Source organism: Paenibacillus sp. P36 (genome assembly GCF_045866505.1).
Classification (GTDB): domain Bacteria; phylum Bacillota; class Bacilli; order Paenibacillales; family NBRC-103111; genus Paenibacillus_E; species Paenibacillus_E chondroitinus.
Window position 1 is genome coordinate 3,948,575 of record NZ_AP038372.1, and the last position, 24,685, is coordinate 3,973,259.

At 44.8% G+C, this 24,685-nt stretch carries 23 protein-coding genes; 16 read left to right on the top strand and 7 right to left on the bottom strand.

Features of this window, described 5'->3' with window-relative positions; all coding sequences use genetic code 11:
- The first annotated feature begins 8 nt into the window (after positions 1 to 8).
- The 3 genes from ACKTT9_RS17720 to ACKTT9_RS17730 all read left to right on the top strand — a co-directional run bounded on the left by ACKTT9_RS17720 (position 9) and on the right by ACKTT9_RS17730 (position 3,665).
- Complete coding sequence (locus ACKTT9_RS17720; RefSeq protein ID WP_157326415.1) at positions 9 to 914, top strand: sugar ABC transporter permease; 906 nt, start codon at positions 9 to 11, stop codon at positions 912 to 914.
- A 12-nt stretch (positions 915 to 926) separates the two neighbouring features.
- A complete protein-coding gene (locus tag ACKTT9_RS17725) occupies positions 927 to 1,862 on the top strand; it encodes a carbohydrate ABC transporter permease (protein WP_315949994.1) in 936 nt (311 codons plus the stop codon).
- Positions 1,863 to 1,961: 99 nt separating this feature from the next.
- On the top strand, positions 1,962 to 3,665 hold the full coding sequence (locus ACKTT9_RS17730) for an ABC transporter substrate-binding protein (protein WP_407872609.1): 1,704 nt from the start codon (positions 1,962 to 1,964) through the stop codon (positions 3,663 to 3,665).
- A gap of 58 nt (positions 3,666 to 3,723) precedes the next feature.
- On the opposite strand, the gene ACKTT9_RS17735 is transcribed toward ACKTT9_RS17730, so the two are convergent.
- Positions 3,724 to 4,377 (bottom strand): DUF1796 family putative cysteine peptidase, encoded by a 654-nt coding sequence (locus ACKTT9_RS17735; protein WP_407872610.1) that lies wholly within the window; start codon positions 4,375 to 4,377, stop codon positions 3,724 to 3,726.
- A gap of 288 nt (positions 4,378 to 4,665) precedes the next feature.
- Between ACKTT9_RS17735 and ACKTT9_RS17740 the strand changes: the two genes are divergently transcribed.
- The 8 genes from ACKTT9_RS17740 (at position 4,666) to ACKTT9_RS17775 (ending at position 14,144) form a co-directional block, all read left to right on the top strand.
- Positions 4,666 to 5,709, top strand: a complete 1,044-nt coding sequence (locus tag ACKTT9_RS17740) for a multicopper oxidase domain-containing protein (RefSeq protein ID WP_407872611.1) — start codon at positions 4,666 to 4,668, stop codon at positions 5,707 to 5,709.
- A 19-nt stretch (positions 5,710 to 5,728) separates the two neighbouring features.
- Complete coding sequence (locus tag ACKTT9_RS17745) at positions 5,729 to 6,937, top strand: ZIP family metal transporter (RefSeq protein WP_407872612.1); 1,209 nt, start codon at positions 5,729 to 5,731, stop codon at positions 6,935 to 6,937.
- A gap of 30 nt (positions 6,938 to 6,967) precedes the next feature.
- Positions 6,968 to 7,147, top strand: coding sequence for a twin-arginine translocase TatA/TatE family subunit (locus ACKTT9_RS17750; protein ID WP_157326409.1), 180 nt, complete (start codon positions 6,968 to 6,970; stop codon positions 7,145 to 7,147).
- Between the two features lie 98 nt (positions 7,148 to 7,245).
- Positions 7,246 to 7,899, top strand: a complete 654-nt coding sequence (locus tag ACKTT9_RS17755) for a M48 family metallopeptidase (protein ID WP_407872613.1) — start codon at positions 7,246 to 7,248, stop codon at positions 7,897 to 7,899.
- Between the two features lie 306 nt (positions 7,900 to 8,205).
- Positions 8,206 to 11,247 (top strand): family 43 glycosylhydrolase, encoded by a 3,042-nt coding sequence (locus tag ACKTT9_RS17760; protein ID WP_407872614.1) that lies wholly within the window; start codon positions 8,206 to 8,208, stop codon positions 11,245 to 11,247.
- Between the two features lie 125 nt (positions 11,248 to 11,372).
- A complete protein-coding gene (locus ACKTT9_RS17765; RefSeq protein ID WP_407872615.1) occupies positions 11,373 to 12,185 on the top strand; it encodes a phosphotransferase family protein in 813 nt (270 codons plus the stop codon).
- 51 nt (positions 12,186 to 12,236) lie between these two features.
- Positions 12,237 to 13,250: an alpha/beta hydrolase family protein gene (locus ACKTT9_RS17770; protein ID WP_407872616.1), complete on the top strand. Its 1,014-nt coding sequence runs from the start codon at positions 12,237 to 12,239 to the stop codon at positions 13,248 to 13,250.
- Between the two features lie 129 nt (positions 13,251 to 13,379).
- Complete coding sequence (locus ACKTT9_RS17775) at positions 13,380 to 14,144, top strand: sugar phosphate isomerase/epimerase family protein (RefSeq protein ID WP_407872617.1); 765 nt, start codon at positions 13,380 to 13,382, stop codon at positions 14,142 to 14,144.
- Between the two features lie 39 nt (positions 14,145 to 14,183).
- Here the strand turns inward: ACKTT9_RS17775 and ACKTT9_RS17780 are convergent, their stop codons facing one another.
- Positions 14,184 to 14,810: a hypothetical protein gene (locus ACKTT9_RS17780; protein WP_407872618.1), complete on the bottom strand. Its 627-nt coding sequence runs from the start codon at positions 14,808 to 14,810 to the stop codon at positions 14,184 to 14,186.
- Positions 14,811 to 14,869: 59 nt separating this feature from the next.
- Between ACKTT9_RS17780 and ACKTT9_RS17785 the strand changes: the two genes are divergently transcribed.
- The gene (locus ACKTT9_RS17785) at positions 14,870 to 15,367 is read left to right on the top strand and encodes a hypothetical protein (protein WP_407872619.1); all 498 of its coding nucleotides are present in this window, start codon (positions 14,870 to 14,872) and stop codon (positions 15,365 to 15,367) included.
- Here the strand turns inward: ACKTT9_RS17785 and ACKTT9_RS17790 are convergent.
- The 4 genes from ACKTT9_RS17790 to ACKTT9_RS17805 all read right to left on the bottom strand — a co-directional run bounded on the left by ACKTT9_RS17790 (position 15,364) and on the right by ACKTT9_RS17805 (position 19,271).
- Positions 15,364 to 15,834, bottom strand: a complete 471-nt coding sequence (locus ACKTT9_RS17790; protein ID WP_407872620.1) for a hypothetical protein — start codon at positions 15,832 to 15,834, stop codon at positions 15,364 to 15,366. The two genes, ACKTT9_RS17785 and ACKTT9_RS17790, sit on opposite strands and share 4 nt — an antisense overlap.
- A gap of 66 nt (positions 15,835 to 15,900) precedes the next feature.
- On the bottom strand, positions 15,901 to 17,784 hold the full coding sequence (gene shc, locus ACKTT9_RS17795; RefSeq protein WP_407872621.1) for a squalene--hopene cyclase: 1,884 nt from the start codon (positions 17,782 to 17,784) through the stop codon (positions 15,901 to 15,903).
- Between the two features lie 172 nt (positions 17,785 to 17,956).
- A complete protein-coding gene (locus ACKTT9_RS17800; protein ID WP_407872622.1) occupies positions 17,957 to 18,178 on the bottom strand; it encodes a PspC domain-containing protein in 222 nt (73 codons plus the stop codon).
- A 208-nt stretch (positions 18,179 to 18,386) separates the two neighbouring features.
- A complete protein-coding gene (locus ACKTT9_RS17805) occupies positions 18,387 to 19,271 on the bottom strand; it encodes a TetR/AcrR family transcriptional regulator (protein WP_407872623.1) in 885 nt (294 codons plus the stop codon).
- Between the two features lie 194 nt (positions 19,272 to 19,465).
- On the opposite strand from ACKTT9_RS17805, the gene ACKTT9_RS17810 reads away from it, so the two are divergent.
- From ACKTT9_RS17810 to ACKTT9_RS17825, 4 genes are all read left to right on the top strand, one after another.
- Positions 19,466 to 20,170 carry an MBL fold metallo-hydrolase gene (locus tag ACKTT9_RS17810; RefSeq protein WP_407872624.1) on the top strand — a complete coding sequence of 235 codons (705 nt, stop codon included), beginning with the start codon at positions 19,466 to 19,468 and terminating at the stop codon, positions 20,168 to 20,170.
- Positions 20,167 to 21,255, top strand: coding sequence for an AbrB family transcriptional regulator (locus ACKTT9_RS17815; RefSeq protein ID WP_407872625.1), 1,089 nt, complete (start codon positions 20,167 to 20,169; stop codon positions 21,253 to 21,255). Before ACKTT9_RS17810 ends, ACKTT9_RS17815 begins: the two co-directional genes overlap by 4 nt.
- A gap of 93 nt (positions 21,256 to 21,348) precedes the next feature.
- The gene (locus ACKTT9_RS17820; protein WP_407872626.1) at positions 21,349 to 22,191 is read left to right on the top strand and encodes an RMD1 family protein; all 843 of its coding nucleotides are present in this window, start codon (positions 21,349 to 21,351) and stop codon (positions 22,189 to 22,191) included.
- 128 nt (positions 22,192 to 22,319) lie between these two features.
- Positions 22,320 to 23,291 (top strand): NAD(P)-dependent alcohol dehydrogenase, encoded by a 972-nt coding sequence (locus tag ACKTT9_RS17825; protein ID WP_407872627.1) that lies wholly within the window; start codon positions 22,320 to 22,322, stop codon positions 23,289 to 23,291.
- Here ACKTT9_RS17825 and ACKTT9_RS17830 read toward each other — a convergent pair.
- Positions 23,288 to 24,544: a glycosyl hydrolase family 18 protein gene (locus tag ACKTT9_RS17830; protein WP_407872628.1), complete on the bottom strand. Its 1,257-nt coding sequence runs from the start codon at positions 24,542 to 24,544 to the stop codon at positions 23,288 to 23,290. The two genes, ACKTT9_RS17825 and ACKTT9_RS17830, sit on opposite strands and share 4 nt — an antisense overlap.
- Positions 24,545 to 24,685 lie beyond the last annotated feature (141 nt).

Genomic DNA, 24,685 nt, shown 5'->3' on the forward strand with positions numbered 1-24,685 from the left:
GAGTTACCATGAGTATAGCATTGAGAATGGTAAGGAAAAACTGGCAGCTCTATCTGATTATCCTGCCGTCACTTCTATATTTGCTTATTTTTAAATATGTACCGATGGCTGGCGTGCAAATTGCGTTTAAGAATTATGTCGTAACCAAAGGGATCTGGGGGAGCGATTGGATTGGCTTCAAACATTTCATTGAATTTTTCCGGCTGCCGATTTTCTGGCGAATTATTAAAAATACGGCTCTCTTAAGCCTATATTCACTAATTGTAGGTTTTCCTGCGCCTATCATTCTTGCATTAGCTTTAAACGAGTTGAGAAATGGCGTGTTTAAGCGAGCCGTACAGCTAGTCACCTTCGCGCCTTATTTCATTTCCACCGTTATCATGGTGTCGATCATTATGTTATTCCTTTCTCCACAACTTGGATTTGTCCATCTACTGGCCGATAAATTCGGTTTTCCAGCAGAAAATATTATGTCAAAGCCGGAGTATTTCAAAACTGTCTATGTGCTCTCCGATGTCTGGCAGTTTACCGGATATGCTTCGGTCATCTATATTGCGGCTTTGGCCGGGGTAGATCCGCACTTATATGAGGCGGCGAAAGTGGACGGCGCATCACGTTTCCAGCGGATGATCCATATCGATTTGCCGAGTCTTATGCCGACGGCTGTGATCTTGCTTATTTTGAATGCAGGACAGATCATGAACGTAGGGTTTGAGAAAGTGTATCTGATGCAAAATGCCATCAACGTTGGGGCTTCCGAAGTCATTTCGACCTATGTATACAAAATGGGATTAGTCGGAGCGAACTTTAGTTTCTCCGCAGCGGTCGGACTATTTAATGCCGTCGTGAACTTGCTGCTGCTCATCGTTGTAAATTATGTGGCAAGGAAAAATTCCGAGACAAGTCTGTGGTAGGAGGCAGTGTAGATGATGAATTCCGAACAAGCCTTAGCGTTAAAATCACGAAAATCAACGACCCGCATCGTTGAAAGCAGTATAGATCGTGTTTATCTGTTTTTCGTCTATCTGTTTTTGATCATTTGCTTAGTCATCGTAGCGTATCCACTAATTTATATCGTCAGCTCTTCATTCAGTTCATCATCTGCTGTAATTTCAGGCAAAGTGTGGCTTCTCCCTGTTGAGCCGACACTGCGAGGTTATCAAGCCGTATTTCAGAACCCGCAAATTTTAAAAGGGTACGGCAACTCTCTGTTCTATCTGGTCGTAGGGACCCTAATTAGCGTATCGTTGACAATTACGGCTGCTTATCCGCTTTCTCGTAAAAACTTTTATGGACGCAATGTGATCACGGCTTTGTTTGTTTTCACGATGCTTTTCAGCGGAGGTTTAATTCCCTATTATTTGACGGTAAAAGGATTGGGGATGCTCGATACGAGATGGGCCATGATTATCCCAGGTGCGATTTCCGTCTGGCAGGTCATTCTGGCGAGGACGTTTTTCCAAACGTCGATTCCTTCCGAGCTAACGGAGGCCGCACATTTGGATGGATGCAGCGACTTCAAATTTTTAACACGAATCGTCATCCCGTTATCTAAACCGATCATTGCCGTTCTAGTGCTCATGTATGCAATTGGCTACTGGAATTCTTATTTCGAAGCTCTAATCTTCTTGAAGAGCGCTAACTTATATCCGCTGCAGCTTATTTTACGTAACATTCTAATCCTGAACTCGATTGATCCTACAATGATTAAAGACGTCAGGGAACTAGCGGAGAGACAGGGCTTGAAAGAGCTGCTTAAATATTCACTCATTGTCGTTGCAAGTGCGCCTGTTCTTATTCTTTATCCTTTTGTGCAAAAGCATTTTGTGAAGGGGTTACTGATTGGTTCATTAAAAGGCTGATTCCTGGTGAAGGATGAAAGGCGGGATGCGAGGCAGCGGATAACTCCGGTTTGCCCCCACGAAGATGGATTGGCGAAGACAAACAAGGAGGGTTTGAGTATGGGGATGAAAAGAAACAATAGAACATGGAAATCGATAGCCCTAATCGTATTCATTACTACGTTTGTGGTCGGCTGCACATCAGGAGGCGGTGAGCCGAACAGCGCTACTCCCAATGGAGGCGGAAGTTCAGATGGAGGAAGCAACGTGAATGTTACGGGCTTTCCGATCGCCAAAAGCAAAATCAACATGAGTGCTTTCGCGCCGCAATCGGCGAATATTGCGGATTTGAATACAAACTGGTTTACCAAATATTTGGAAGATAAGACGAATATTCATTTGAACTGGCAGCTTGTACCTGGCGAAGCGGCAGCTTTGAAAGAGAAAAAGCAATTACTGCTGGCAAGTGGCGACTATCCTGATATTTTCATGTCAGGGGATCTCACGAAAGAAGAGCAGTTGTTATACGGTCAACAAGGCGTTTTGCTGCCGCTTAATAAGCTGATCGATCAATATGCGCCAAATATTAAAAAGGCGTTCAAAGATATTTCTTATCTGGAAAAAGCAATTACTGCGCCGGATGGCAATATCTATGCGATTCCTTCGGTCAATGAGTGCTATCACTGCCAATTCTCCGCCAAAATGTGGGTGAACTCGAAATGGCTGCAGAAGTTGGGTCTGAGTGCGCCGAAGACGACGGACGATTTCTACAACATGTTGAAAGCTTTCAAGGAGAAAGATCCGAATGGCAATGGCAAAGCCGATGAAATTGCGTTCACCGGTTCGCCAACGGGCTGGCATACGGATATTGAAACCTTCGTCATGAACGCGTTCGTATATTTTAATGCCGATAATAACTATTTCGTGTTAAATGGCGGTAAGCTCGGAACAGCTGTAGACCAGCCAGGCTTTAAAAAAGGATTGCAATATTTGAATAAATTGTATGCAGAAGGCTTGATTGATAAGGAAGCATTTACGCAGAAATCAGATGCGCTTTCACAAAAAGGGAACAGCCCTGACACGGCCATTGCAGGTGCAATTCCGGCAGGTTGGTTCGGTGAGTTCACCGATGCATCGCCGGCGGCGACTCGCCACAAGGACTATGATCCGATTGCTCCGCTGACGGGTCCGGATGGAGCCTCGTTCACTGCGCACTATATCGGGATTGGGAATTCCGTATTTGCCATTACGAACAAAAACAAAAATCCGGAAGCAGCCATTCGTTTGGCGGACTATCTCTATTCGGATGAAGGCACGACGTTGTCCAACTTTGGAGAGGAAAATCGCAACTGGGTGAAAGCGGATGCGAATGATAAAAACACGCGTGGAACTGCCGCTAAGTTCAAGGTGAAAGAAACTTCTTACGGCGTAGGCCAGGTACAGAACGACCACTGGAACCAAATGGGACCGAACCTTCGTTCAGCTGAATATCGTGAAACATCGTATGCTGCGAGCCAAGATATCTATACGATGGATGGATTGGAAACACGTTTGTACAAGGCAACGAAGGAATTGTACGAAGGGCATCAACCGAAGGAAGAGTTCCCGACGGATATTTTCTTGACAAATGAACAAGCGAATCAGGTTAAGCAATTAAAGCCAATTATTACGGATTACGTGAAACAATCCATGCTGCAGTTCATTATGGGCGCCAAAAGCATTGATAAGGATTGGGACGCTTACTTGAAAGGTCTTAAAGATTCCGGTATGGATCAATTCATCTCCATCTATCAAGACGCGTACGATAAGGTGTATAAAAAATAATGCCGAATAGCAGGTGGATTGGCTGAATAACGCCGATCACTCCTGCTTTTCTCTTTTCCTAGTTGATCTTAACCCCTTGGAAGACATAATCCCATGTTGCATTCCGATTAGGGTCAGCAGGAACCTCCACCGCACATACTCTTTCAATGCCCCAATCCAATAATGTCACCGCATTGGTGCCCTCAGCTGGACAGAGGATCAGGACGCTAAACTGACCATCTACCAATTCGGATAAAACCGATTGTAACTCAACGGCCTGGTCATAATTGGCGGCCCATCTCACAAATAACATGCTTCTGCTGGTTTGCATCTTATCCATCAATCTGTCTATTCGACGGCTCATTTTCTCCCGATAGGAAGGGTATGTCATCGTCCAGTGTTGGTTTGGGTCAATGGGAAAATCATGTACGGAAAGAATATTATAAAAAGTATCTTTTACAAAATGCGACTTTACAGATTGAATAGGGACGCCGTCATCTAATAAATGAGCAACTCCGTCTATTAATCTCATATTGTTCAAATCCATAAAGTTATGGAATTTATTCTTCAACAAACGGTTTACGTCAGAAAGTGAAAGAGATACATGCCAATCCAGCGGACCTGAAAACGTTCTCAACTGGTGACGTTTTAATTGAAGCGAAGGATTGCAAGCACTGCCTAAACTAACGATTGCGTCATAGGAACCTTTTATTTCAACCAATTTCAATGCCATTCCCTCCTCTGGGATGCTCCTACTATACTAGATGATCTATGGATTAAATTTGATTGGACACCTTAGTAGATAGGGCAAAATAGAGGCGCGCAGATAGCAGTGGCGATATAAATATATTTTTTCTTAACAAAAAAATGGTTTACAAAAACCAGGTTACAGCATATATTTAAGTCAAAGTGTTTCCTTGGGCAAACTTTTTGTCCCATTGGAAACAAAATTTTTACGCAAAATGTTTCCTTAGTGCAAAATAATTGTAAACAAGCAATATTAATGGGGGAGGGTACAACAATGCTGCGTGGCTCGAGTGATAAGATCTCAAGACGTAAACTTTTAAAAATGGGAGGTGCCGGGGCTTTTGCTGTAATTGGAGCTGCTTTATTACATCCATCCACTTTATTTGGAAAGTCGACCTTGGTAGCGGATAAACATGACATTCATAAGGCGATGAAAGGGCAGCTGCATGAAGGCATGAAGCATGGCTATGTGCCAAGTAATGATGCTACCGAAGGATTTAAAGCCGCCCAGAAGGCATTGACAGCATTTGATTATGGCAAGGTAAGTAAACTTCCGGACGGAAGAACATTGCGTGAGTATGAAATTACCGCCTATGAGAATGAAGTTCAGATCGCCAAGGGCATTAAGTTCCCAGGTTGGACATTTAACGGCACAATTCCTGGTCCGACCATTCGTTGTACCGAAGGCGATGTGCTTCGTATTCATTTCGGAAATGCAACGAGCCATCCGCATTCCATTCACTTTCATGGGATGCATCCGACGAATATGGATGGGTTGGAAGCTGTCAATGCCGGAGATACGTTTACTTACGAATTTGAAGCCAAACCAGCCGGTATGCATGTGTATCATTGCCATGTTGCTCCATTAGCCAGACATATTCATAAGGGATTATATGGAAATTTCATCATTGATCCCAAGAAACCAAGAGCTGCAGCGCGAGAGTTCAGTATGGTCATGAACGGGTTTGATTTGGATCTCGATGGAGAAAACGAAATTTACACGGTGAACGGGTATGCTTTTGCCTATCAACAAGAACCGATTAAAGTGCAGGTCGGAGAACTTGTACGCATTTATCTCAGTAATTTGACGGAATTCGATCTGATTAATTCTTTTCACCTTCATGCGAACTTTTTCAACTATTACGCAACCGGCGCGGACCCTGAGGCTCGTCCTCAATTTACGGATACGATCATGCAATGCCAAGGGGAACGCGGTATTCTGGAAATCGTGTTTCCATCCGCCGGGAAATATATGTTTCATGCTCATCAAAGTGAATTTGCCGAGCTTGGTTGGATGGGCTTCTTCATAGCTGAATAAGAAAGGAGGTAATGGCTCAATGAGTTACGCAGATCAAAGGGAAACCAAAACGTCATCCATTTCATTAAAAGCTATCTTATGGGGAATTCTCCCGCTCATTTTGTTAATTGCAATCATTGGTACGATTGCCAAAGTGGGTACTGGTATAGAAAGTGAGCCCGCTGCACCTATTGAAGTTGTGAACGTTGAGAAAATCACGCTGAATGATGATGGTATTCAAGTGAAGGTTCTGAACTCAGGCCCTGAGGCAATAACAATTGCTCAAGTCGTTGTGGACGGAGCGTTTTGGAACGCAGAGTTTTCACCAAGTGACACCTTGCAACGATTCGAGAGAGGAACGATTCATATTCCCTACCCGTGGGTGCAAGGGGACCCGCATGAAATCAAATTAATCACGTCCAATGGATTAATTTTCACAGGTGAGGTTGCAGCAGCAGCAGCTACGCCAACTCCGACAGGAAAGCTTTTTGCTCAATATGCCTTAATTGGATTTTATGTCGGTGTCATTCCTGTGGGGTTAGGACTGCTATGGTATCCGTTCTTACGTCGGTTTTCAGTGAAAGGCATGCACGTGATTCTTTCCTTGACGATAGGGCTCTTATTTTTTCTTGTCATTGATACGTTCGAGGAAGGGTTTGAAATGGCAGCCGCAGCTCCTGGTGTGTTCCAGGGTACTGGCTTAGTATGGTTTGGCGCACTTCTCAGCTGTTTATTCTTGATCGCCGTTGACCAGTCGAATGACCGCAAATTAAGCAGCAGAACGCTTGAGGGGAGCAGAGTGTCCCGGAAAATCGCTACAGGCATCGGTTTGCATAATTTCGGTGAAGGCCTTGCCATTGGGTCCGCATTTGCTGTCGGAGAGGCAGCGCTGGGAACTTTTTTGATCATTGGTTTTACCCTGCACAATATTACAGAAGGCGTGGGGATCGCTGCTCCATTGCTTAAAGAGCGTCCTAGCTGGAAGACTTTTGTTACATTAGCTTTAATCGCAGGAGGGCCAGCCATCATCGGAACTTGGGCCGGTGGATTCATTTTCAACGATACATTGGCGGCTTTATTCTTCGGAATCGGCGCTGGCGCTATTCTTCAAGTCATTTATGTAATTTCCAAAATGATGCTCAAAGAATCCGAAAAACGCAGTTTGTCGCCTGTTTCCTGGTTGAATTTTGGCGGCTTATCGGCAGGGATTCTCATTATGTACATCACAGCGCTTATGGTGAAATTTTAATGAATTCAGGTCAGAAGGTAGGTGCTTTTCATGCTTTCAGGTATTGGTGTTTCAGGTGTTATCATCATTGCAGTAGTGGCGTTATTGTTGTTCGGACCTACGAAACTGCCTCAATTGGGCCGTGCGTTCGGTACGACGATCAAGGAGTTTAGACAAGGAACGAAGGGATTATTGGAAGAAGACACCGTTGAGAAACAAAAAAGCGAGTAAGCAGGAAGGCCAGTCCCCAACATTGGGATTGGTCTTTTTTTCTTGAGAAAGGTAAAATGAGAAGGAACCGTAGTGAAAGAAAAGGAACGATGACTAGGATGAAAATGGAGTTAGAAAATAGGACGATTGAATTTCATGTTTCATATGGCGTTAGAAAGAAAATATCCATTCAAATCGATAACACAGGCTACATGACCGTTAAAGCTCCTAACGATACAAGCCAGGAGACTATAATAAGCCTTGTAAAACAGCATGGGAAACAAATCGTAGAGAAATTACAGCTTATAGAGAAATCGAAAGAAACCGTTGGAATAAAAGAGTATCAAGAGGAAGGAAAGTTCCTTCATCTTGGAAAATATTATTTTCTCCATGAATTAATCGAGACCACCGGGCTTACTGAGGAAGAGTTGAAAATAAATCTTAAGAAGTTCTATTTCTCAAGCTGCAAGAAAATCATTGCCGAACGCATCAAGATCTATCAGGCACAATTAAAGGTTAAACCGAAGGAGATTGAAATCGAAGAGTCCATAACCAAATGGGGAAGCTGCAGCTCTGCCAAAAAATTAACCTTCAATTATCGTTTAGCCATGGCGCCAATCGACGTGATTGATTATGTCATCATCCATGAGTTATGTCACCTCACCCATATGAATCATGATCGCTCCTTCTGGAGACGAGTGGGAAGCGTGATGCCTGATTACAAGGAGAAGGAAGAGTTCTTGGCCAGATATGGACAAGCTATGACGCTTTAGAAAGTTATACTGAATTGAACTGTCGTCCGGACAAAATCGGCGTCAGTTTTTTTGTTTTTGTGCACGATTTTAGTTCCGTATCATCTACTTACATAAAAAGGGAAGATAATTGTAAAAAAGCTCGGGATATTACAAATCTATATTTTTGAAAATATGTTAAGTTAAAAACACGCAGCAAGATAGGGGAAGGAGGTTACGCGGTGTGTCACTAGGCGACGAGGCTGCTGGCTTTGTTTCTTGCATGAACTCGGAACGTTAGCAGAATATCCACGGAGTAGAAACGAATATGAGAATAGGAGATTACCGATGAAAAAAGTAATAGGGATACTTATGGCTTTTATCTTATTTGCATGTACGATCAATATGCCTATGAATGCTCGTGCTGCAGATCCAATTTCGGATGGACATGGATTGATGGGGGATTTCTTTAAATGTGTGCCGAATCCTGATAATCGAACAGATATTACCGTATTCAAATTCGATGATCTGCGTGGATCAAGAGCTATTGGCAATCTGAATGGAGACTCATTTAGCAGTATTTTTAATCAATTTTCGGGAACACCTGATTATAATACGGCACGTTTTACTGGTACAATAGTTCCTGCCTACACAGAAGACTATACCTTCCATATGGTTGGTGACGATGGGTTTCGCCTATGGGTTAATGGGCAGCTGATCATTGACTTCTGGCAGCAAACTTGGGAAAAACCGCAAGATAGTGTTCCTATCTCTTTGGAAGCTGGCAAACACTATGACATCAAAGTTGAATATTTACAAGGTTGGGGCGGTACTTGGCTCAAGATGGAATGGGAAAGTGCAAGTCAGCAGCGACAAATCGTTCCTGAATCTGCCCTTTATTTGCCGGCAGATCGTACGCTGGTAACGAAAAAAAGCGAGTTAACCGCAGAAATTCAAAAGTTGGATTATTTATCCGACAATTTTGGAGATAAAGTAACGGCAAGTGATCGAACCAATCTCCAAACGGCTAAACAAACGGCTGAAGAGCTGCTGAATACGATTGATGCTGCACAAATGAATGACCGAGATAAGGTTGAAGCGCTAATTCAAGGAATTGAAAACGTATCCATCGCTCGTTCCGCTTTTATGAAAGAGATGGGTGTCACAAGTTCTTCTATACATAACAAATTTAGCAATCCACTCTATCAAGGGCAGGACCCATTTGTAACTTACAAAGACGGCTATTATTACTTCGTTTCTTCCAGTAACCTGGACTCTGAGAATAAAGTGTATGTATCCAAATCCCGTACCCTGACAGACCAAGGGGAAAAGAAGCTGGTTTTTGATTCACAAGGAACCCAAACCCGGATTTTTGCTCCGGAAATCTTCTTCTTTGACGGGAAATGGTATATCTACTACTGTGCCGACTTGAAAGCTTATGATTACAAGCATATGGCGACAGTTCTGCAATCCGTTACGGATGATCCGCAAGGGGCTTATGTTGACAAAGGTGCTCTATATGCGGGTGAAAATGGTGTCTATAAGCAAGCGAACGATTTTACGGTTTTTGAAAATAAAGGGAAGCTGTACGCCGTATGGGGCACTTTGGGCTCCGGAGAACCAATCGGTCCGGCCATTGCTCCAATGGATAATCCTTATACCATTACGGTTGACCGTTCATTCTTGCCGGGCGGAGGCGGGGAAGGTCCTCGTGTCTTGCAGCGTGACGGCAAAGTATTCATCACGATGTCCGAGGGTGACTATCAATCCGACGGTTACCGGTTATCTTATTTTATGAATACGGATGGGAACTTCTTAAACCCGAGCTCTTGGACGCGCAAAAATGATGTTTTCGTATCGACAAGTGATGTTTCAGGGCCAGCTCGAGCAAGTTTTGTGAAATCCGTAGATGGTACCGAAGATTGGATGATGTATCATTCACGGGTGTATCAAGATACAGGGCGGAACTGGTGGCGACAGGTCAATATTAAAAAATTCGGTTGGAATGCCGATGGTACGCCAAACTTTGGTACGCCAGTTGCTCCAAATGAGTGGCAGGACCTGCCTTCAGGTGATCTGGGACAAGGAGATATGTATCAAGCCGAAGATGCTGTTCTATTAGGGGATATCACGAAAGAAAACAGCCACTTGAACTTCCAGGGAACAGGTTACATTCATTTGCCCAAGAAATCAGGCGCTGAAGCGAATTTTGTTGTCAATGCAGCTGAAGCTGGGGATTATATCGTTGGTTTAAGATACGCTTATGGGGAACAAGTAAACGGGGAATCGACTTCGAATCCTACCGTCCAATTACCTGCAAGAGCAAAAATCAATGTCTATGTCAACGGAGAACATGTGAAGACGATTGCTCCGGACAAAACAGCGATTAGCTGGGATGAATGGTTTACAGGTTCTGAACGTTTGGCCTTACAAGCGGGTAAAAATGTCATTAGTTACCGAATTGATGAAAGCAGTATCGGGAATGTCAATTTGGATTATTTAACGATGTATAAGGCTGATGTGCCTAATGTGACCGTGCCAACTGAACCGACTGAATTAACAGGAACGCTGACAGGTGTGTCTCAAGTTGCAGTTGGCCATAACCTTGATGTGAACTATGGACTGGCGCATGTTTCGACGAACGCGTCGGATGCTATCTTCGCACAGGATTTAACGTTCAGCTATGATGCGGATACCTTCCTTTTTGATTCAGCATTATCACTGAAAACTGGTCTTGAAGTCGTTTCTGTGAATAAGGATGTGCCTGGCAAAGTACGTATTCTGCTGGCAAGCCTAGGCGCTGATCATGCCGTTTCCACGGATGGAGGACTGCTTAAATTAACATGGAAAGCTCTTAAACAGTCGGCTAATGCAAGTATTCGGCTTTCTTCCGTGCAAATTGCTAACTCAGCGGGTGTAGAGAGTACACTTAATGCTGTTACGTATAACGTAAAGGTTACTGGCACTGATGATCTGAACAAAGAAGGTTTGAATACATTAATTGCTCAAGCGCAAGCAACTCTACAAGCGGCTGTTGAAGGTAGTGCACCAGGTCAATACCCAACAGGTTCCAAAGCTACTTTGCAAGCAGCAATCAATACAGCCATTGCGGTTGCCGCAAACGCGGTTACGCAGGCAGAAATCGATCAAGCAACAAGCAGCTTGAATCAAGCTTTGCAAGCATTTACGAGCTCTGTAAATACCAGCCCTTCAGGAGACGTCAATGGAGACGGCAAAGTAACGGTCGGTGATATCGCAATTGCCGCTGCGAACTATGGCAAAACAGAGTCAAGCCCAGATTGGAACTTGGTCAAGAAATTTGATCTAGTCAAAGACGGTATTATTGATATTAACGATCTTGCGGTAATCGCGAGGGCTATGTTCGAATAAAGGTGGAGCGAGACCGTCAGGGAGACCTGACGGTCTTTTTTGGGTTTGACGAACTTTTTTATATCGATTCAAGCGTTGATCCTATGTTAAAATAAGGAAACAAGTCAAAAAGAGAGGAACACTGGATGAAGCGAATAGCTGAGGGAAGAACAGCCGAGATTTTCCAAGAAAATAATGAAAGCGTAATCAAGTTATACCGCAGCGGATTTCCAAAAGAGGCAATTATCTATGAATATGAGATGACCAAACAAGTTGCATCGCTTGGTATTTCTGTCCCGAGAGTTAATGAGCTAGTAGAGATGGAGGGAAGAATCGGCATTAACTTTGAATACATAGAAGGCAAGCCACTCCTTCAGAAAATGGCAGAGCATCCGCAAGAACTGGATGATCTTTCACAAGTGCTAGCTGACATGCATGTTACACTTCATCGTTGTGAAGTCCCTGCCGATGAGAGGGGCAAGCCTTTTCGTAAACAAAAGGAAGTGCTAGCGCATAACATTCATCAAGCTCCTCAGCTTTCAACGGATGAAAAACATGCAATTCTTCAAATCCTTGAATCCCTGCCAAACGGCAACCGTGTCTGTCATGGCGATTTTCATCCGGATAACGCGATGGTTGGGGAGAAGAGGTGGATCATTGATTGGATGACAGGCATGGTTGGCCATCCTGCCGGGGACATTGCTCGCACATTGATTTTGTTCCGTTACGGTACGCTTCCTGAAGCTGCTCCGAGCCATGTGAAGGATCAACTTCAAGCCATGAGAGAGAGGATGGGGCATGTGTACTTCAATTATTATCTTGCCCACTCCAATCTACAATTGGACGAGATTGATCCATGGATGTTACCAGTTGCTGCAGCCAGATTAACAGAGTGGATTCCCGAAGAGGAGAAAGAACAGTTGAGATTTGTGATAAGAGAACGTTTGAAGCTGAAATAAAAAGCAGTCCATCGGTGTTAATTTTAAATCGAAAACGAGGTGCTGACTGTCATGTGGAACCCGGATCACTATTTTAAACATCTGTACGATCGTGTAACGCCGTCCGGAAAATTTCAAGCAAGTTCAGAAGAGGAATGGTTTAACTGGAGTGAGCGGTTACGTTCGCGTTTTGTTGAGTTGTTAGGTGGGTTTCCAGCGAAGATTCCTGAACTTGGTCCTGATCTTCTGGAATCTGTGGATTGCGGCACGTATACGAGAGAAAGAATTCAAATTCAAACATACCCAGACCTCTACATGCCCGTTTACATACTTATTCCGAAGGAACGCGAAGAGCGAGTGGGGGCCATTATCGCCTGCCATGGCCACGGATATGGCAGTAAGGATATTGTAGGCCTAACGATAGAGGGTGAGGAAAAAACAGGAGACAAGGGCTATCAGAAAGATTTCGCTGTAGAGCTTGTCAATAAAGGCTATATCGTTGTTGCACCAGAACTTTTAGGCTTTGGTGATCGTAAGTTGAGCAGTGAAAAACAAGATGCAAACTCTTGTCACAGTCTATCTACGTTTCTCTTGGCCATGGGCCAAACGATGGCTGGCTATCGTGTGTTTGAAACTTTGCGCTGTGTAGATTATCTACTCACACGTGATGATGTAGATGCCGCGAGGATTGGATGTATGGGGATTTCCGGAGGCGGACTTGTCTGCTCATTCGCTGCGGCTATTGATCATCGCATAACGGCAGCTGTCGTAAGTGGGTATACGAACACTTTTCAAGCTAGCATTTTATCCATCCATCACTGTATAGACAATTATGTGCCAGGTCTGTCACTTGTAGCTGAGATGCCGGATCTGATTGGCTTGATTGCCCCTAGACCACTTCTCATTGAAGCAGGGAAAGGTGATCCTATTTTTCCTGAACACGCAACCATGCAGGCTTATGAGCAGATTCGATGCATTTATCAGATTTTAGAAGCAGAAGAGAAATTGGCATTAGATCTTTTTGAGGGCACTCATGAGATTTCAGGTAAAATGGCTTACGATTGGTTTCAACGAGTTTGGGCTTGAGTTTCCCGAGAATCTGAAAGAGAAGACAAGCAACTTTTTCCACTCCATAGCGTCTTAATTAACATGGGCTTGTATGCGCTATCATTAGTTCTTTTTCATAAAAATTGAACATAAGAAGGATGGATGACTATGTATACCTTTGGTTGGTGCAGTGAGATTCAGCAGGCTGAGAAATTGAAGGATTTGGGTTTTGATTACATAGAATGTGCGCTAGTTTCTTTAAATTTGGAAAATGAAACGGAATATGCGGCAAGATTGCCGTTATTTATGAACAGCCCGCTCCCAGTCAGCGCATTTAATATTTTTTTTCCTGGCGATTTAAAAGTTGTTGGGCCTGAGGTTGATGAGGAGCGTCTCCAGCGTTATATACATAAAGCGGCTAAGGCGCTAAATCAAGTCGGAGCCAAAAATGTCGTTCTGGGGAGCGGGAGATCGCGTAATATTCCCGACGGATGGGAACAGAACCGCTCAGAGGAGCAGTTCACGCAGCTGTTGTCCCGTATCGGTGAAGAGTTTGCTGGGACTGGCGTAACGTTGGTGATTGAACCGTTAAATAAAAAAGAGACTAACCTCATTAACAGTGTCTCCGAAGCTGTTCGTTTCGCGAAACAAGTTAATCACCCGTCTATTCGGGTATTGGCGGATTTTTATCATATGGATGAAGAGAAAGAATCGCTTCAAACGCTAATCGACAACAAAGCTTGGCTGCAGCATATCCATTTAGCGGATACAGGGCGATTCTCACCGGGAACAGGTCAGTATCCTTATGCACAATTCGTTGCAGCGCTGAAGGCTTCGGGATATGAGGGGATGATTTCTGCGGAATGTACAGTCCGAGATCCCGAAACAGATCAACGTGACAGTTTAGCTTTTATGAAACGAGTATTTGCTTAGTACTAAATCAAAAGCGTTCACTCACTTATGGGGTGAACGCTATTGTTCCTTGTTAATTAGCGAAGCAGCTACCCATCTCTTGCCTACTAGCCAGATCTGTAACCCTGTGCTCCAAAGAATCAGTGAGGATCCAAAACCGACGACGAGCCACCAGGTAATGACGGGATGACCGCCAATCATTGCATGTTCAGGAACAAACAGAAGGGTAACAATCGCAAGCAAGGTAAGAAGTGTTCCTGTTACATAGTGAGCTTTAATCCGAAACAACGGTGCGAGCGGAATGAAATGAACACCTACGATAATGGCCATTACGGGAAAAAGCAGATTAAAATGGTTTGCAGCGGTGCATATGGCGCTTGCGGCTCCAATTGCCGCACCCTCTATGGTGAAAATGATACCAAACCACATCCACACACGTCTCCAGCGGCGTGTAATGGAATCGGCTGGTTGTGATAATTGTTTGGAGGCAACAAGCAGTGAAATGCCGCCAGAGAGTAGCAGTAGACCAACGATTACTGCCGTGATGATTAGCCAAGTGGAACCCCATCCCTGAAGCCCGCCGATTCCGATCCCTGCCCAAAGCGTGCCGAATAACGCCATGAAAATAACACCCAACGATGAACCCCGAACAGCTGCTCTTGGAATTGTTGAAGTCGTGTGTCTCATACCCGCAAACTTCCTTTCCGCATCATGTTTAGATGATTTTAACTGAAGGAGGAGAGAAAATGAATTTATTTTTTCGTGATAATTTTTTTAATGCAGGTTTTACGGAGATATTGGACAGCGAGGAAAAAAACATGGGGCATCTGGATTTAAAGAGTTCCTTTGGTTCGGCCATCGATGTGTATGGTATAAATGATCGGCTGCTCTACAAAGGAGGATTTCCGTTCTTGTCAGGAAAATGGGAGGTTTCGCATCCGGGTGGGAGTTTGGCCGGTGTTCTGCGAAGCCGATTTGCGATGTTTTCCAAAAAGTTCACGTATGAAACGCAAGGGAGAGGAAGTTATGACATCACCTCTCCGGCATTTTCAAAAGAATATGAAATATCCGATTCCTCAGGCGTGCTTGTCGCTCATTTCGAGAAAATAAACGGATGGTTTTCTTCAGGAGCATTTACACTGCGAAACCAATCTGCGGAATTAGATAGTTACGAACTTGTGGCTGTCATTATGGGCATGCATGCGATTCAAAAAAGGCAGGACGCCAGCCATGCTTCCCATTAAGGAGCGGCCAATCTTTCTATTTTAATAAAGTGTATCTGTAAAGATCCGAAAAATACCCTTCCTTGATTGTATTGAAGTTCACATATGTACCCATAAGTTCGTGAGATCGATTGCAGTTCTTTGAAACCTGGGAGCCTTTTAACTAAAGTTGTAATTTGTTGAATGACATGATTCGGCAGATGCGTGAACATCCTTGTATGGATGCCGTCGACGACGGATATGAAACTGGGAAATGTGGTTTTGTTGAAGTGCGAAAGCTTCGCGCTATCTTGGGCAATTTCCAATATTTCCTTGTTCAAGCGATTTAAATTAATGGTGATGTTCTTGTAAAAATAAATGCCAAATCCGATTCTGTTCGTTATAGGGTTGATGCGTTTTTTCCACTTTAACATCGTTGCTTCGAGATAAGTCTCCAGCTGATCAGCAAATGACCGCTTATGAAATAGGGATTTGATAAATTTCCTCATGATTATTCTCCTTCGTATAGCAAAGTTGCCTTGGATTTGACGTAAGCGTGGCGTGTATTGTTCATTTTACAAATGCTCATATTTCTTCTTGTAGTTGCTTAGTGTGAATAGGGGCCAAATATATCGATAACTGTGATAGTCGGAATAAAAGCTGCCGGGCAGTCCGGCTCCGGTTGGATACCGGGTCGTCCAGTCATCCTTGTGCAGCAGCAGGAGCAATTGCCGCATGCCCTTGCGAATGGCAGGCAGAGGTTCATCGCATACCGCGATAAGCGCATCAAGCGCCCAAGCGGTTTGGGAGGGCGTGCTGGCGCCGAGCGGTATGTAGTGTTTGGAGCTATCGCTGCTGCAGGATTCGCCCCAGCCGCCGTCTTCGTTTTGGATGCTTAGCAGCCAATCGACGGCTTTCCGAACTGCAGGGTGATCGGGTTTCGTTCGAACAGCCATTAGCCCTGTCAAAGCAGCCCATGTGCCATAGATGTAGCAAACTCCCCAACGGCCGTACCACGAACCATCTGCCTCTTGATTCGAGAACAACCAATCCGCACCTCTAAGCACGAAAGTTTGACGGATGTCCAGACCAGCTGTTGCGCCAAGGAATTCCAATGTCCTTCCGGTTAGATCCGCGGTGGACGGATCAATCGCCGCTGCGGAGGCGCCGTCAATCGGGACCAGCGTCAGCAGCTTGTTGGTAACTCCTCTTTCGAAAGCAGGCCAACCGCCATCTTTATTCTGCATGGACAGAACCCAGTTCAACCCGCGATTCCATACGTCTTGGTATTCAGGATTCCGCTGCGCGGTTGCATGGATGGCCCGCAAAGCTGCAGTCGTATCATCCACGTCGGGGTTAATCGTATTCGATTCGGAGAAACCCCAACCGCCGGGTACTGGATGAGCGACATGAAATCTCCAATCTCCTAATTTGGATTGCTGCAAACCGTGCAAATAATGGACTGCTTTTGCGATCGAAGGATGATCGGGTGAAGTTCCCGCTTGCTGCAGCGCCGCGGCAAGCAGGGCTGTATCCCAGACTGTCGACGGTGAGTTTTGGAGATGAACCTTTCCGTTTATGTTCCACAGCATGGAGTAGAGCCCGTTCAGCGCCGCGGTAATCGTAGGATGATTCTTGTCATAACCCAGCGCTAACAAGGACAAGATCATCAGCAGCGTACACGTTGCATAGCTGTATAACGTTCCATCTGCTTCAATACGTTCAAGCATATAGGTTTCTGCATATCGAATAGCTCGTTTATGCAGTTGTTGGGGAAGACTGGTTAGCTGCTTAATACCGATATGCACCTCATTCAGCAGCTCCTGGAATCCGCGGGGGGACTCAGAATCCTTACGGACGGGGAGAGTCAGATCCGATAAGTCCGGAGTGGCCGTGTTTTTTCTGACAAATTTGAGGTCGGCCATGATTAAGACCGGTGCAAAGTGAACGCGGGCAAAGCCGGAGAAGTCAAAAAAGTTGACGGGAGAAGTCATCGGCAGTAACAGAAATTCTAGCGGAATCATGATCGAGGATGGCCATGGATATTGTCCTGCGGTGGCCAGAAATACCTTCGTAAGGAAGGTTTTCACTTGCTTGATCCCGCCCTTAGAAGTGATAAAGCGCGCAGCTTTCATCATCGGTTCGTCTGTTTTTTGGCTGTAGCCCGAATACAAAAGCGCAAAGTAGGCATTTACGGTCGTATCCAAATGTCCGTCCGCTTCATCTTGATGAACTTTCCATGCGCCATTGGGTGCTTGTTCGGCAGCGATGCGATCATGCAATTGTTTGATTAGCGCCTCCTGAGGAACTTCCAGTGTCCGAAGGACGATAATCATGTAAGCGTCGGTTAACAGACTATTTTCAAAGCAAAATCGCCATGAACCGTCTTGCTGCTGCCATTGTTCGAGGCTGGCGCGCATGCGGCGAATTTCCTCATCCACTTCATTCCATACAGGCATATGCAGTCCTCCTGCCGCTTCAAGTCAAGATTAGATGGATCTTTACATGATATGAACAACGCAACAGTTTAATCTAAAAAATCAATATTCATCTATGGGAAAGCGTTACCTCTGATGCTCGTGAAACAAGAAAAAACGCCAGTTTTCACTGACGTTTTACTTGTCTAGCCCATTAGCTGTGATATGGAGGTGTAAAATCGTAATGATTTTGCGGCGCTTTAGGGACAAGCAGGCAGCCGATCATATAAATAAGGACTACGGTACCGAAGCTGCACAAAGCGGCGATGACGACCAACAAGCGAATCATCGTTGCATTTATACCTAGCCATTCTGCTAGTCCTCCGCAAAGGCCTGTTAATTTACTGTCTGTTCTAGAACGGAATAATTTGTTCATGGTGTATATGCTCCTCTCCATTTTGCGATCTATGGCATGTCATTGTTTCGTTTTCATGTCTTTATTGTAGCTCTTGCAAGGTACTGCGAAAACGGACCTATGACGGTTATTGAAGCCGGACTTAAGGCGGGGAAGAGCCACTACGAAAGCCAAGAACCCCGCAATTAAGTTCGTAATCGCGGGGTTCTTTTTTGATGGGCTGTGCAGATTAAGATAGGAGATAGTTAAGCTGCCGAAGATGGGGCCGTAGTTCCGGAACAACATCAAGATAAGCGGTAAACACTTTGATGAGTGTTCGATTGGAAGTTTGGCGAAGGCATTCCTCTTGTAGCATGACCGTAACCTTGCGAAGCTCCTCGCGCACATCATCCGGCTTTGACAGCTCACTGATCTTGACGGTCATTAGCGAAATCAACTGCTCAATTGTCGTCTGACGGGCGGGAGAATCACTCGGATTCAAATAGTTGAAATGTGTATTGCTTTCATTAATGATGGGCTTCGGTGCTGTCCGAATGAAGTCGTCGATTAAGGCATCCAAGCGATCCACGATGAACGCAGCTAACTCGGACATTGGTAAGGCAATCACTTTCTGCTGAACATAAGCTAAGTATTCAATATGAATGCCGCGGAAAATGGCAACAATATCCCATATGTAGGGCTCAATCTGTCTGCCGTAAGTTTCGATTAACAGTTCGCGGCGCCAGGTATGCAGCGCGTTTTTCTTCCGCTTCCATGCCGCGATGAATTGTTCATTGGTTGTAATGGGCAGTTCTCTGAAGTCAATCATGAACAGGTGATTCTCAACTGTATATTGCAGCTGGAATTCGATCTTTCGCCGCAGCTTCAATTTGGGAGTCAGGCTCAATTGAGCAGCTCCACGATCAAGTGCTGCTGCTTGATCTAGCAATGTCTGATGACATGCGACGAATGCGGCTGTAAACAGTTCTTCTTTGGTCGCAAAAAATTTATAGATGCTGGCTTTGGCCATACCGCAAGCCTCGGCGATATCCTGCATGGATGCGGCGCTGTAACCTTTCGATCGGAACAGCTCGATGGCTGTATTCAGAATTTTATCTTTTTTCGAGTCTACCATCGCGATCCCTCCACCCCTATCTTGACATGAGTCAAGGGGAACGTCAATGTTTCTCATTGACGATAAAACTATCGAGTTCTATAATGAACTCATTGGTTTTAGACTTGAATAAAAGGAGGTGGCCGAGATCTTGCCCTAAGAAGGATAGAGGTTAAGGTATCGGCAATCACATGAGAATAGCTGAAGGCATTGAAATGTTGTCATTAAATTTGGGACCTATGACGATTCATCCTACGATACTTTTTGACAAAGAGTCCTGGGTGTTAATCGATACGGGCATGCCGGGTTCTGCTCCTGCGATTCGGGAGCTAGCGAAGCAAGCAGGGGTCTTGAATGTCCCGCTGCGTTCTATTATTTTGACACATCAGGACATCGATCATGTTGGCGGACTGCCTGAGTTTCTCGCGGCTGAAGACGAATCTCCCATCGTCTATGCCCATGAAGACGATAAAGATGTTATTAACGGAGAGATGCCGATGATTAAGGTGAGCCCGGAGAGACTGACTGGGCTCCTGGCTCAGCTGCCGGAAGTAATCCGTAACCAATTCGAGCAGACTTTTCTATATCCGTCGCACCCCAACGTGGAGAGTACGATCGCAGATGGAGAGAAGCTGCCGATTGCAGGCGGCCTAACTGTCATTCATACGCCGGGACATACGCCCGGGCATGTCTGTTTGTATCATCATGCGAGCAAAGCGCTGATTGCCGGAGATGCCATGGTCGTCGACAATGACGAATTAATGGGGCCGCGGGCAGCTGTTACACCTGATATGGAAGAAGCACTAAGATCGCTTAAGAAGCTGCTAGCCTTCGATATCGAGACCGTTATCTGTTACCATGGCGGGTACTACCAAGGTGAAGTGAACAAACGTATTGCCGAATTGACTGAGCAGCCGTGATTCGTTTCATCGTCACACTTGCTTTGTCGCTTGTAGGAGGAACGTTATTCACGCTCATTCATTCTCCTTTACCTTGGCTCTTGGGACCGATGCTGTTTGCTTTCTTGGGAGCTCGTTTCTTGAAAAAGGTAAAGCCGCTGTGGCCTAGTTATTTACGTGATGCGGCACTGATTATTATTGGTTATTCCATTGGATTAACATTCACGGTGAACACGTTGCAAGAAATGGGAAAGCAACTGCCCAGCATGATTCTTATGACCGTTTTACTGCTGCTTTTCAGCGCACTAATCGCCTACTGCATTTCCAAGGTATCGGGCTTACCGCTGCCAACGGTGTTGATGGGGAGTATTCCCGGCGGGTTGTCGCAGATGATCATCCTTGCGGAAGATACGGAAGGCATAGATCTTACGGTGATGACGTTTCTCCAAGTGTCTCGGTTGATGATCATTATTTTCTGCGTACCGCTTCTTATCTTTAGTCCATTATTTGGCGGTGAACGGTCGGCCATAGAGCAGATAGCGGGAGTAAGTGCGCGTTGGAGTGATCTTTTCCCTAATATTTTCTTGTTCGCTATAGTTTGTGTGATTTGTGCTGTGATGGCGAAAAAGATTCGTTTTCCATCGGCTTTTTTGCTGGGGCCAATGATTGCCACAGCCGTGCTTCATCTGTCCGGTGTGTCAGGGCCTGCTCTGCCATCTGGTCTTCTAGATGTTTCGCAACTATTGATAGGTACGTACGTTGGTTTACTCCTTCGTCCAGAGAGTTTAACGCATAAAGTACGAATCATTGGGCTCTCGATCGTAAGCGGCTGCGTTCTCATCTTGGGCTCGTTAGGTTTAAGCCTTATGCTATCTAACATGCATAACGTTTCAGGAGCGACTGCCTTTTTGGCTATGGCGCCTGGAGGTATGGATCAAATGGGAATCATGGCCAAAGAGGTTCATGCGGATATTGCGATTGTCACCTGCTATCAAATATTTCGAACCTGGTTCATTTTCTTCGCGGTTCCGCCGCTTCTGAGGCTTGCCTTTAAATATTTGCTGCCTAGGGAAAAAGTAGGGAATGAGCCGGTCCCCAGAAGCTGAAAAGTGGAAATTACAGGTTCTGCAGAGGATTGAAGCCATCTTATTCTGTCAAGACTAGTTAGCATAACTTTTTTTAGCAGATGAGTGGTGAACATGAAAGATATTACTTTCAGAGCTCTGGCGGTCACGAATGAAATTGATTTAAACAAAATCGCAATTCAATGTCATATTCCAAAAAAATACACGTGGGAGCAACCGCTAATTCTGAGGGGGGATATTTTATCCTCAATCCTTCAAAAAGAAACGGATTCCTTGCAGCAAGTGCTGGTGTTTTCGTTTGGAAGTATTGTATTTGTGAATCACAAAAACAAGGATGAAATTACAGCTTTCTTGAAATTTATCCAAACCTTTGAACCTGATCTGGAGCTCCAGCATGTGGATAGATATATGGATGATTACAGTCTGCATATCGAGGAAATCGAGAGCATGGAGTTGACAGACAAGTATGTCATTGTTGCCGAGTATCAATTCTTTTACCCTGAACTCATCTCCACAGTGCTTGCCAAATCCGTAGCGTTAGAGAAGATTGAGGAACAACTTGGCGATATTCATGATGGCCTTGAAGGAATGATCGATCGATTAGAGAAAGGGAAGCTTCGCGTGGGCAACAAAGAATTGGCGAGAACCACAGCCAAAATCGTACGCCATGAATACAACACCCTTGCCTATATCATGATTTTGGATAAACCTGATCTAACTTGGACGAATAGCACGGCCAGTGAATTTTATGACGGGATGATGGATTTCTTTGAACTGAATGATCGCTATAAAATTTTGAAAAGCAAAACAGACATTTTGTATCACATTCTTGAGGGATTTTCCAATATCAGCCATTCTATTCGAGGGTTGTTCGTTGAGTGGATTGTCGTGATTCTAATTGTTATAGAAGTGGCGTTAACGGTATTACAAATTGTAGGCTGGCTTCCTTCCCATTAGGAGAATGGAATCTTAAAAGCTTGAGGGAAAATTCCTTCAGGCTTTTAATTTTTTAGATCCAAATTGGCATAAAGTGACCCGAAAAATGATAACATCAAGCATTATAGGGTTATCGTTGGAGGTATGATATGAAAGCAATGGTCTATACGAAATACGGAACCAAAGACGTTCTTAATCTTGTCGAGCTAGAAAAACCAACACCCAAAGACAATGAAGTCCTGGTTCGCGTTCATGCCGCATCCGTCAATTCATGGGATTGGGATCTCTTGCGAGGAAAACCCTATTTGGTACGCCTTGGGGGGATGCTAAAGCCAAAATATAGCATTCTCGGAGCTGACATTGCAGGGAACGTTGAAGCGGTGGGACGAGAAGTCAAACAGTTTCGCCCTGGCGATGAGGTGTTCGGGGACATATCAGGCAGTGGTTGGGGCGGATTCGCGGAGTATGTTTCTGTTCGTGAAGCTGTTTTGTCACACAAACCACCTCATCTGACATTCGAGCAAGCTGCTGCTCTCCCGCAAGCGGGAGTCCTTGCTTTACAAGGCCTCCGTGATAAAGGGAAGATCCAGAAGGGGCAGAAAATTCTTGTCAATGGGGCCGGTGGGGGAGTAGGGACGATCGCCGTACAGTTTGCCAAATCTGTTGGTGCGGAAGTGGTGGCTGTCGATCGCCACGAAAAGTTGGATATGCTTACATCGATTGGCGCAGACGAGGTTATCGATTACACAACGAATGATTTTACCAAGAATGGCCACAAATATGACTTGATTCTTGATGTTGTAGGAAATCGATCGATTTTCGATTACAAGCGCGCACTCAGTCCATCAGGATTTTATGTGATGGTTGGAGGTTCTATGGCTCGTATTTTCCAAGTTATGTGCTTAGGGCCTTGGATTTCAATGACGGAGAAGAAGAAAATGGGCATCTTGATCCACAAGCCAAATCAACATGATCAAAAGGAATTGGGTAGGCTTGTTGAGGCTGGAGTCGTTACACCCATTATAGATAAATACTATCCATTAAGTGAGGTTGCTGAAGCTATTCAGTATTTGGGAGCAGGCCACGCCAAAGGGAAAGTGATGATTCGCATCTTGGACTAAATGACTCTTCTGTTCCTGAAAAAGTGCATGATTAGATAGGCGGATTGAGGGAAATTCAAGCCAAGCTGCCACGCACCAATTCCGAGCAGCTGATAGTCAATGACCAATTGACATTTCGCTGCCCGTGCCCTCGCATCCTCAAACCAGACGATATGTCTGCGTCCTTGTTCATCCCAATAACCAAAATACGGCTGCTGATGCTGCTCGGAGTATTGAATATTCACTTCATATTTAATTGCGGTATCTGTTGCTGATTTTACGGAAACCGCTTTGGCAGTCAGCGGGACATTCCCCTCCATAGTCCAATCGAAACCATACCGCGGGACACCAAGAATGATTTTATGACGGGGCATGTGTTGAAGTGCATAATCAACCGTTTTTCTTATTTCATCGATCGGACCGACAGGTCCAGGACCTGAATGTGCTTCATGGAAATCATAGGCCATGATGAACACGAAGTTGACAGCGCTAGCAATTCCGCCGTAATCATATCCCGGATGGTCAAGTTCGGACCTTTTAACCGGTACCGCAACTGACGTATAATAACCGTCAGGTTGTAACTTTTCTTTCAATGCTCTCAAGAAACCGGAGTATAAGTCCCGTTCATTTGGCCGAATTCGCTCGAAATCCACATTGACACCGGCGTAATTTTTCGTTTGCAGTAAGGAATAGATGTTATTGATTAAACGGTTTCGAAGTTCCGGTGACTGTAGCAATTGTTTCGTCATGTCGGAACTGAACCCTCCTGGCGTTAAATTTGTTACTGTAGCAAGAGGAGCTACAAGGTGAGTACGTGCGGCTTTGACAGCGACATCATCGAGGGGGAGATCACTCAAACTGCCGTCAGGCGTAATATGATATTCAAAAACACCATAGTAGGTATTCAAGTTTGCAAAGTTTTGAACTGTTTTCTGAATCTGATCTGGCGTACTAGGCAAAATATAGCTTAGCCCTTCCTCCAAATATTTGGGTCGATCCGGCAACTTTAGCTTCATAACGACAGTCAAGTTATCGCTTTGGAGACCGTTAGCGGTTCTCAACAGCTGTATGGGAATATAGCTGATGCTTGCGATATAGGAAAGTGTGTCACCCGGTTGAACGATGTAGCTCGATGTTGAGATGATAAGCGCTTGACCTGGTACGAGGTCAGACTCAATTAACCCATTCACGGAGCGTATTGTTTCAGGTGAGACTTGAAATCTTCTGGAGATTGCATACAAAGAATCGCCTGATTTAACCGTATAAATAAACAAAGGGATCAGCCCCCTGACCGAGAAATGGGAATTTTATAATAGTTATTCCGTCTTCGGCATGTTTAAGAACAAAGGCTAGCTTTCAAAATGATCCTCTCCTTAGTTGATGATCTTTTCAAAACTGGGAATGCTAATAAGCAA

Bases quoted from the DNA above. Each gene is read 5' to 3' on its own strand.
- ACKTT9_RS17790 (WP_407872620.1), bottom strand. From the start codon at position 15,834: ATGAGGAAATTTATCAAATCCCTATTTCATAAGCGGTCATTTGCTGAT.
- ACKTT9_RS17800 (WP_407872622.1), bottom strand. From the start codon at position 18,178: ATGAACAAATTATTCCGTTCTAGAACAGACAGTAAATTAACAGGCCTT.
- ACKTT9_RS17730 (WP_407872609.1), top strand. From the start codon at position 1,962: ATGGGGATGAAAAGAAACAATAGAACATGGAAATCGATAGCCCTAATC.
- ACKTT9_RS17825 (WP_407872627.1), top strand. From the start codon at position 22,320: ATGAAAGCAATGGTCTATACGAAATACGGAACCAAAGACGTTCTTAAT.
- ACKTT9_RS17785 (WP_407872619.1), top strand. From the start codon at position 14,870: ATGAATTTATTTTTTCGTGATAATTTTTTTAATGCAGGTTTTACGGAG.
- ACKTT9_RS17810 (WP_407872624.1), top strand. From the start codon at position 19,466: ATGTTGTCATTAAATTTGGGACCTATGACGATTCATCCTACGATACTT.
- ACKTT9_RS17735 (WP_407872610.1), bottom strand. From the start codon at position 4,377: ATGGCATTGAAATTGGTTGAAATAAAAGGTTCCTATGACGCAATCGTT.
- ACKTT9_RS17720 (WP_157326415.1), top strand. From the start codon at position 9: ATGAGTATAGCATTGAGAATGGTAAGGAAAAACTGGCAGCTCTATCTG.
- shc (WP_407872621.1), bottom strand. From the start codon at position 17,784: ATGCCTGTATGGAATGAAGTGGATGAGGAAATTCGCCGCATGCGCGCC.
- ACKTT9_RS17805 (WP_407872623.1), bottom strand. From the start codon at position 19,271: ATGGTAGACTCGAAAAAAGATAAAATTCTGAATACAGCCATCGAGCTG.
- ACKTT9_RS17760 (WP_407872614.1), top strand. From the start codon at position 8,206: ATGAAAAAAGTAATAGGGATACTTATGGCTTTTATCTTATTTGCATGT.
- ACKTT9_RS17725 (WP_315949994.1), top strand. From the start codon at position 927: ATGATGAATTCCGAACAAGCCTTAGCGTTAAAATCACGAAAATCAACG.
- ACKTT9_RS17770 (WP_407872616.1), top strand. From the start codon at position 12,237: ATGTGGAACCCGGATCACTATTTTAAACATCTGTACGATCGTGTAACG.
- ACKTT9_RS17750 (WP_157326409.1), top strand. From the start codon at position 6,968: ATGCTTTCAGGTATTGGTGTTTCAGGTGTTATCATCATTGCAGTAGTG.
- ACKTT9_RS17780 (WP_407872618.1), bottom strand. From the start codon at position 14,810: ATGAGACACACGACTTCAACAATTCCAAGAGCAGCTGTTCGGGGTTCA.
- ACKTT9_RS17745 (WP_407872612.1), top strand. From the start codon at position 5,729: ATGAGTTACGCAGATCAAAGGGAAACCAAAACGTCATCCATTTCATTA.
- ACKTT9_RS17755 (WP_407872613.1), top strand. From the start codon at position 7,246: ATGAAAATGGAGTTAGAAAATAGGACGATTGAATTTCATGTTTCATAT.
- ACKTT9_RS17820 (WP_407872626.1), top strand. From the start codon at position 21,349: ATGAAAGATATTACTTTCAGAGCTCTGGCGGTCACGAATGAAATTGAT.
- ACKTT9_RS17775 (WP_407872617.1), top strand. From the start codon at position 13,380: ATGTATACCTTTGGTTGGTGCAGTGAGATTCAGCAGGCTGAGAAATTG.
- ACKTT9_RS17765 (WP_407872615.1), top strand. From the start codon at position 11,373: ATGAAGCGAATAGCTGAGGGAAGAACAGCCGAGATTTTCCAAGAAAAT.
- ACKTT9_RS17740 (WP_407872611.1), top strand. From the start codon at position 4,666: ATGCTGCGTGGCTCGAGTGATAAGATCTCAAGACGTAAACTTTTAAAA.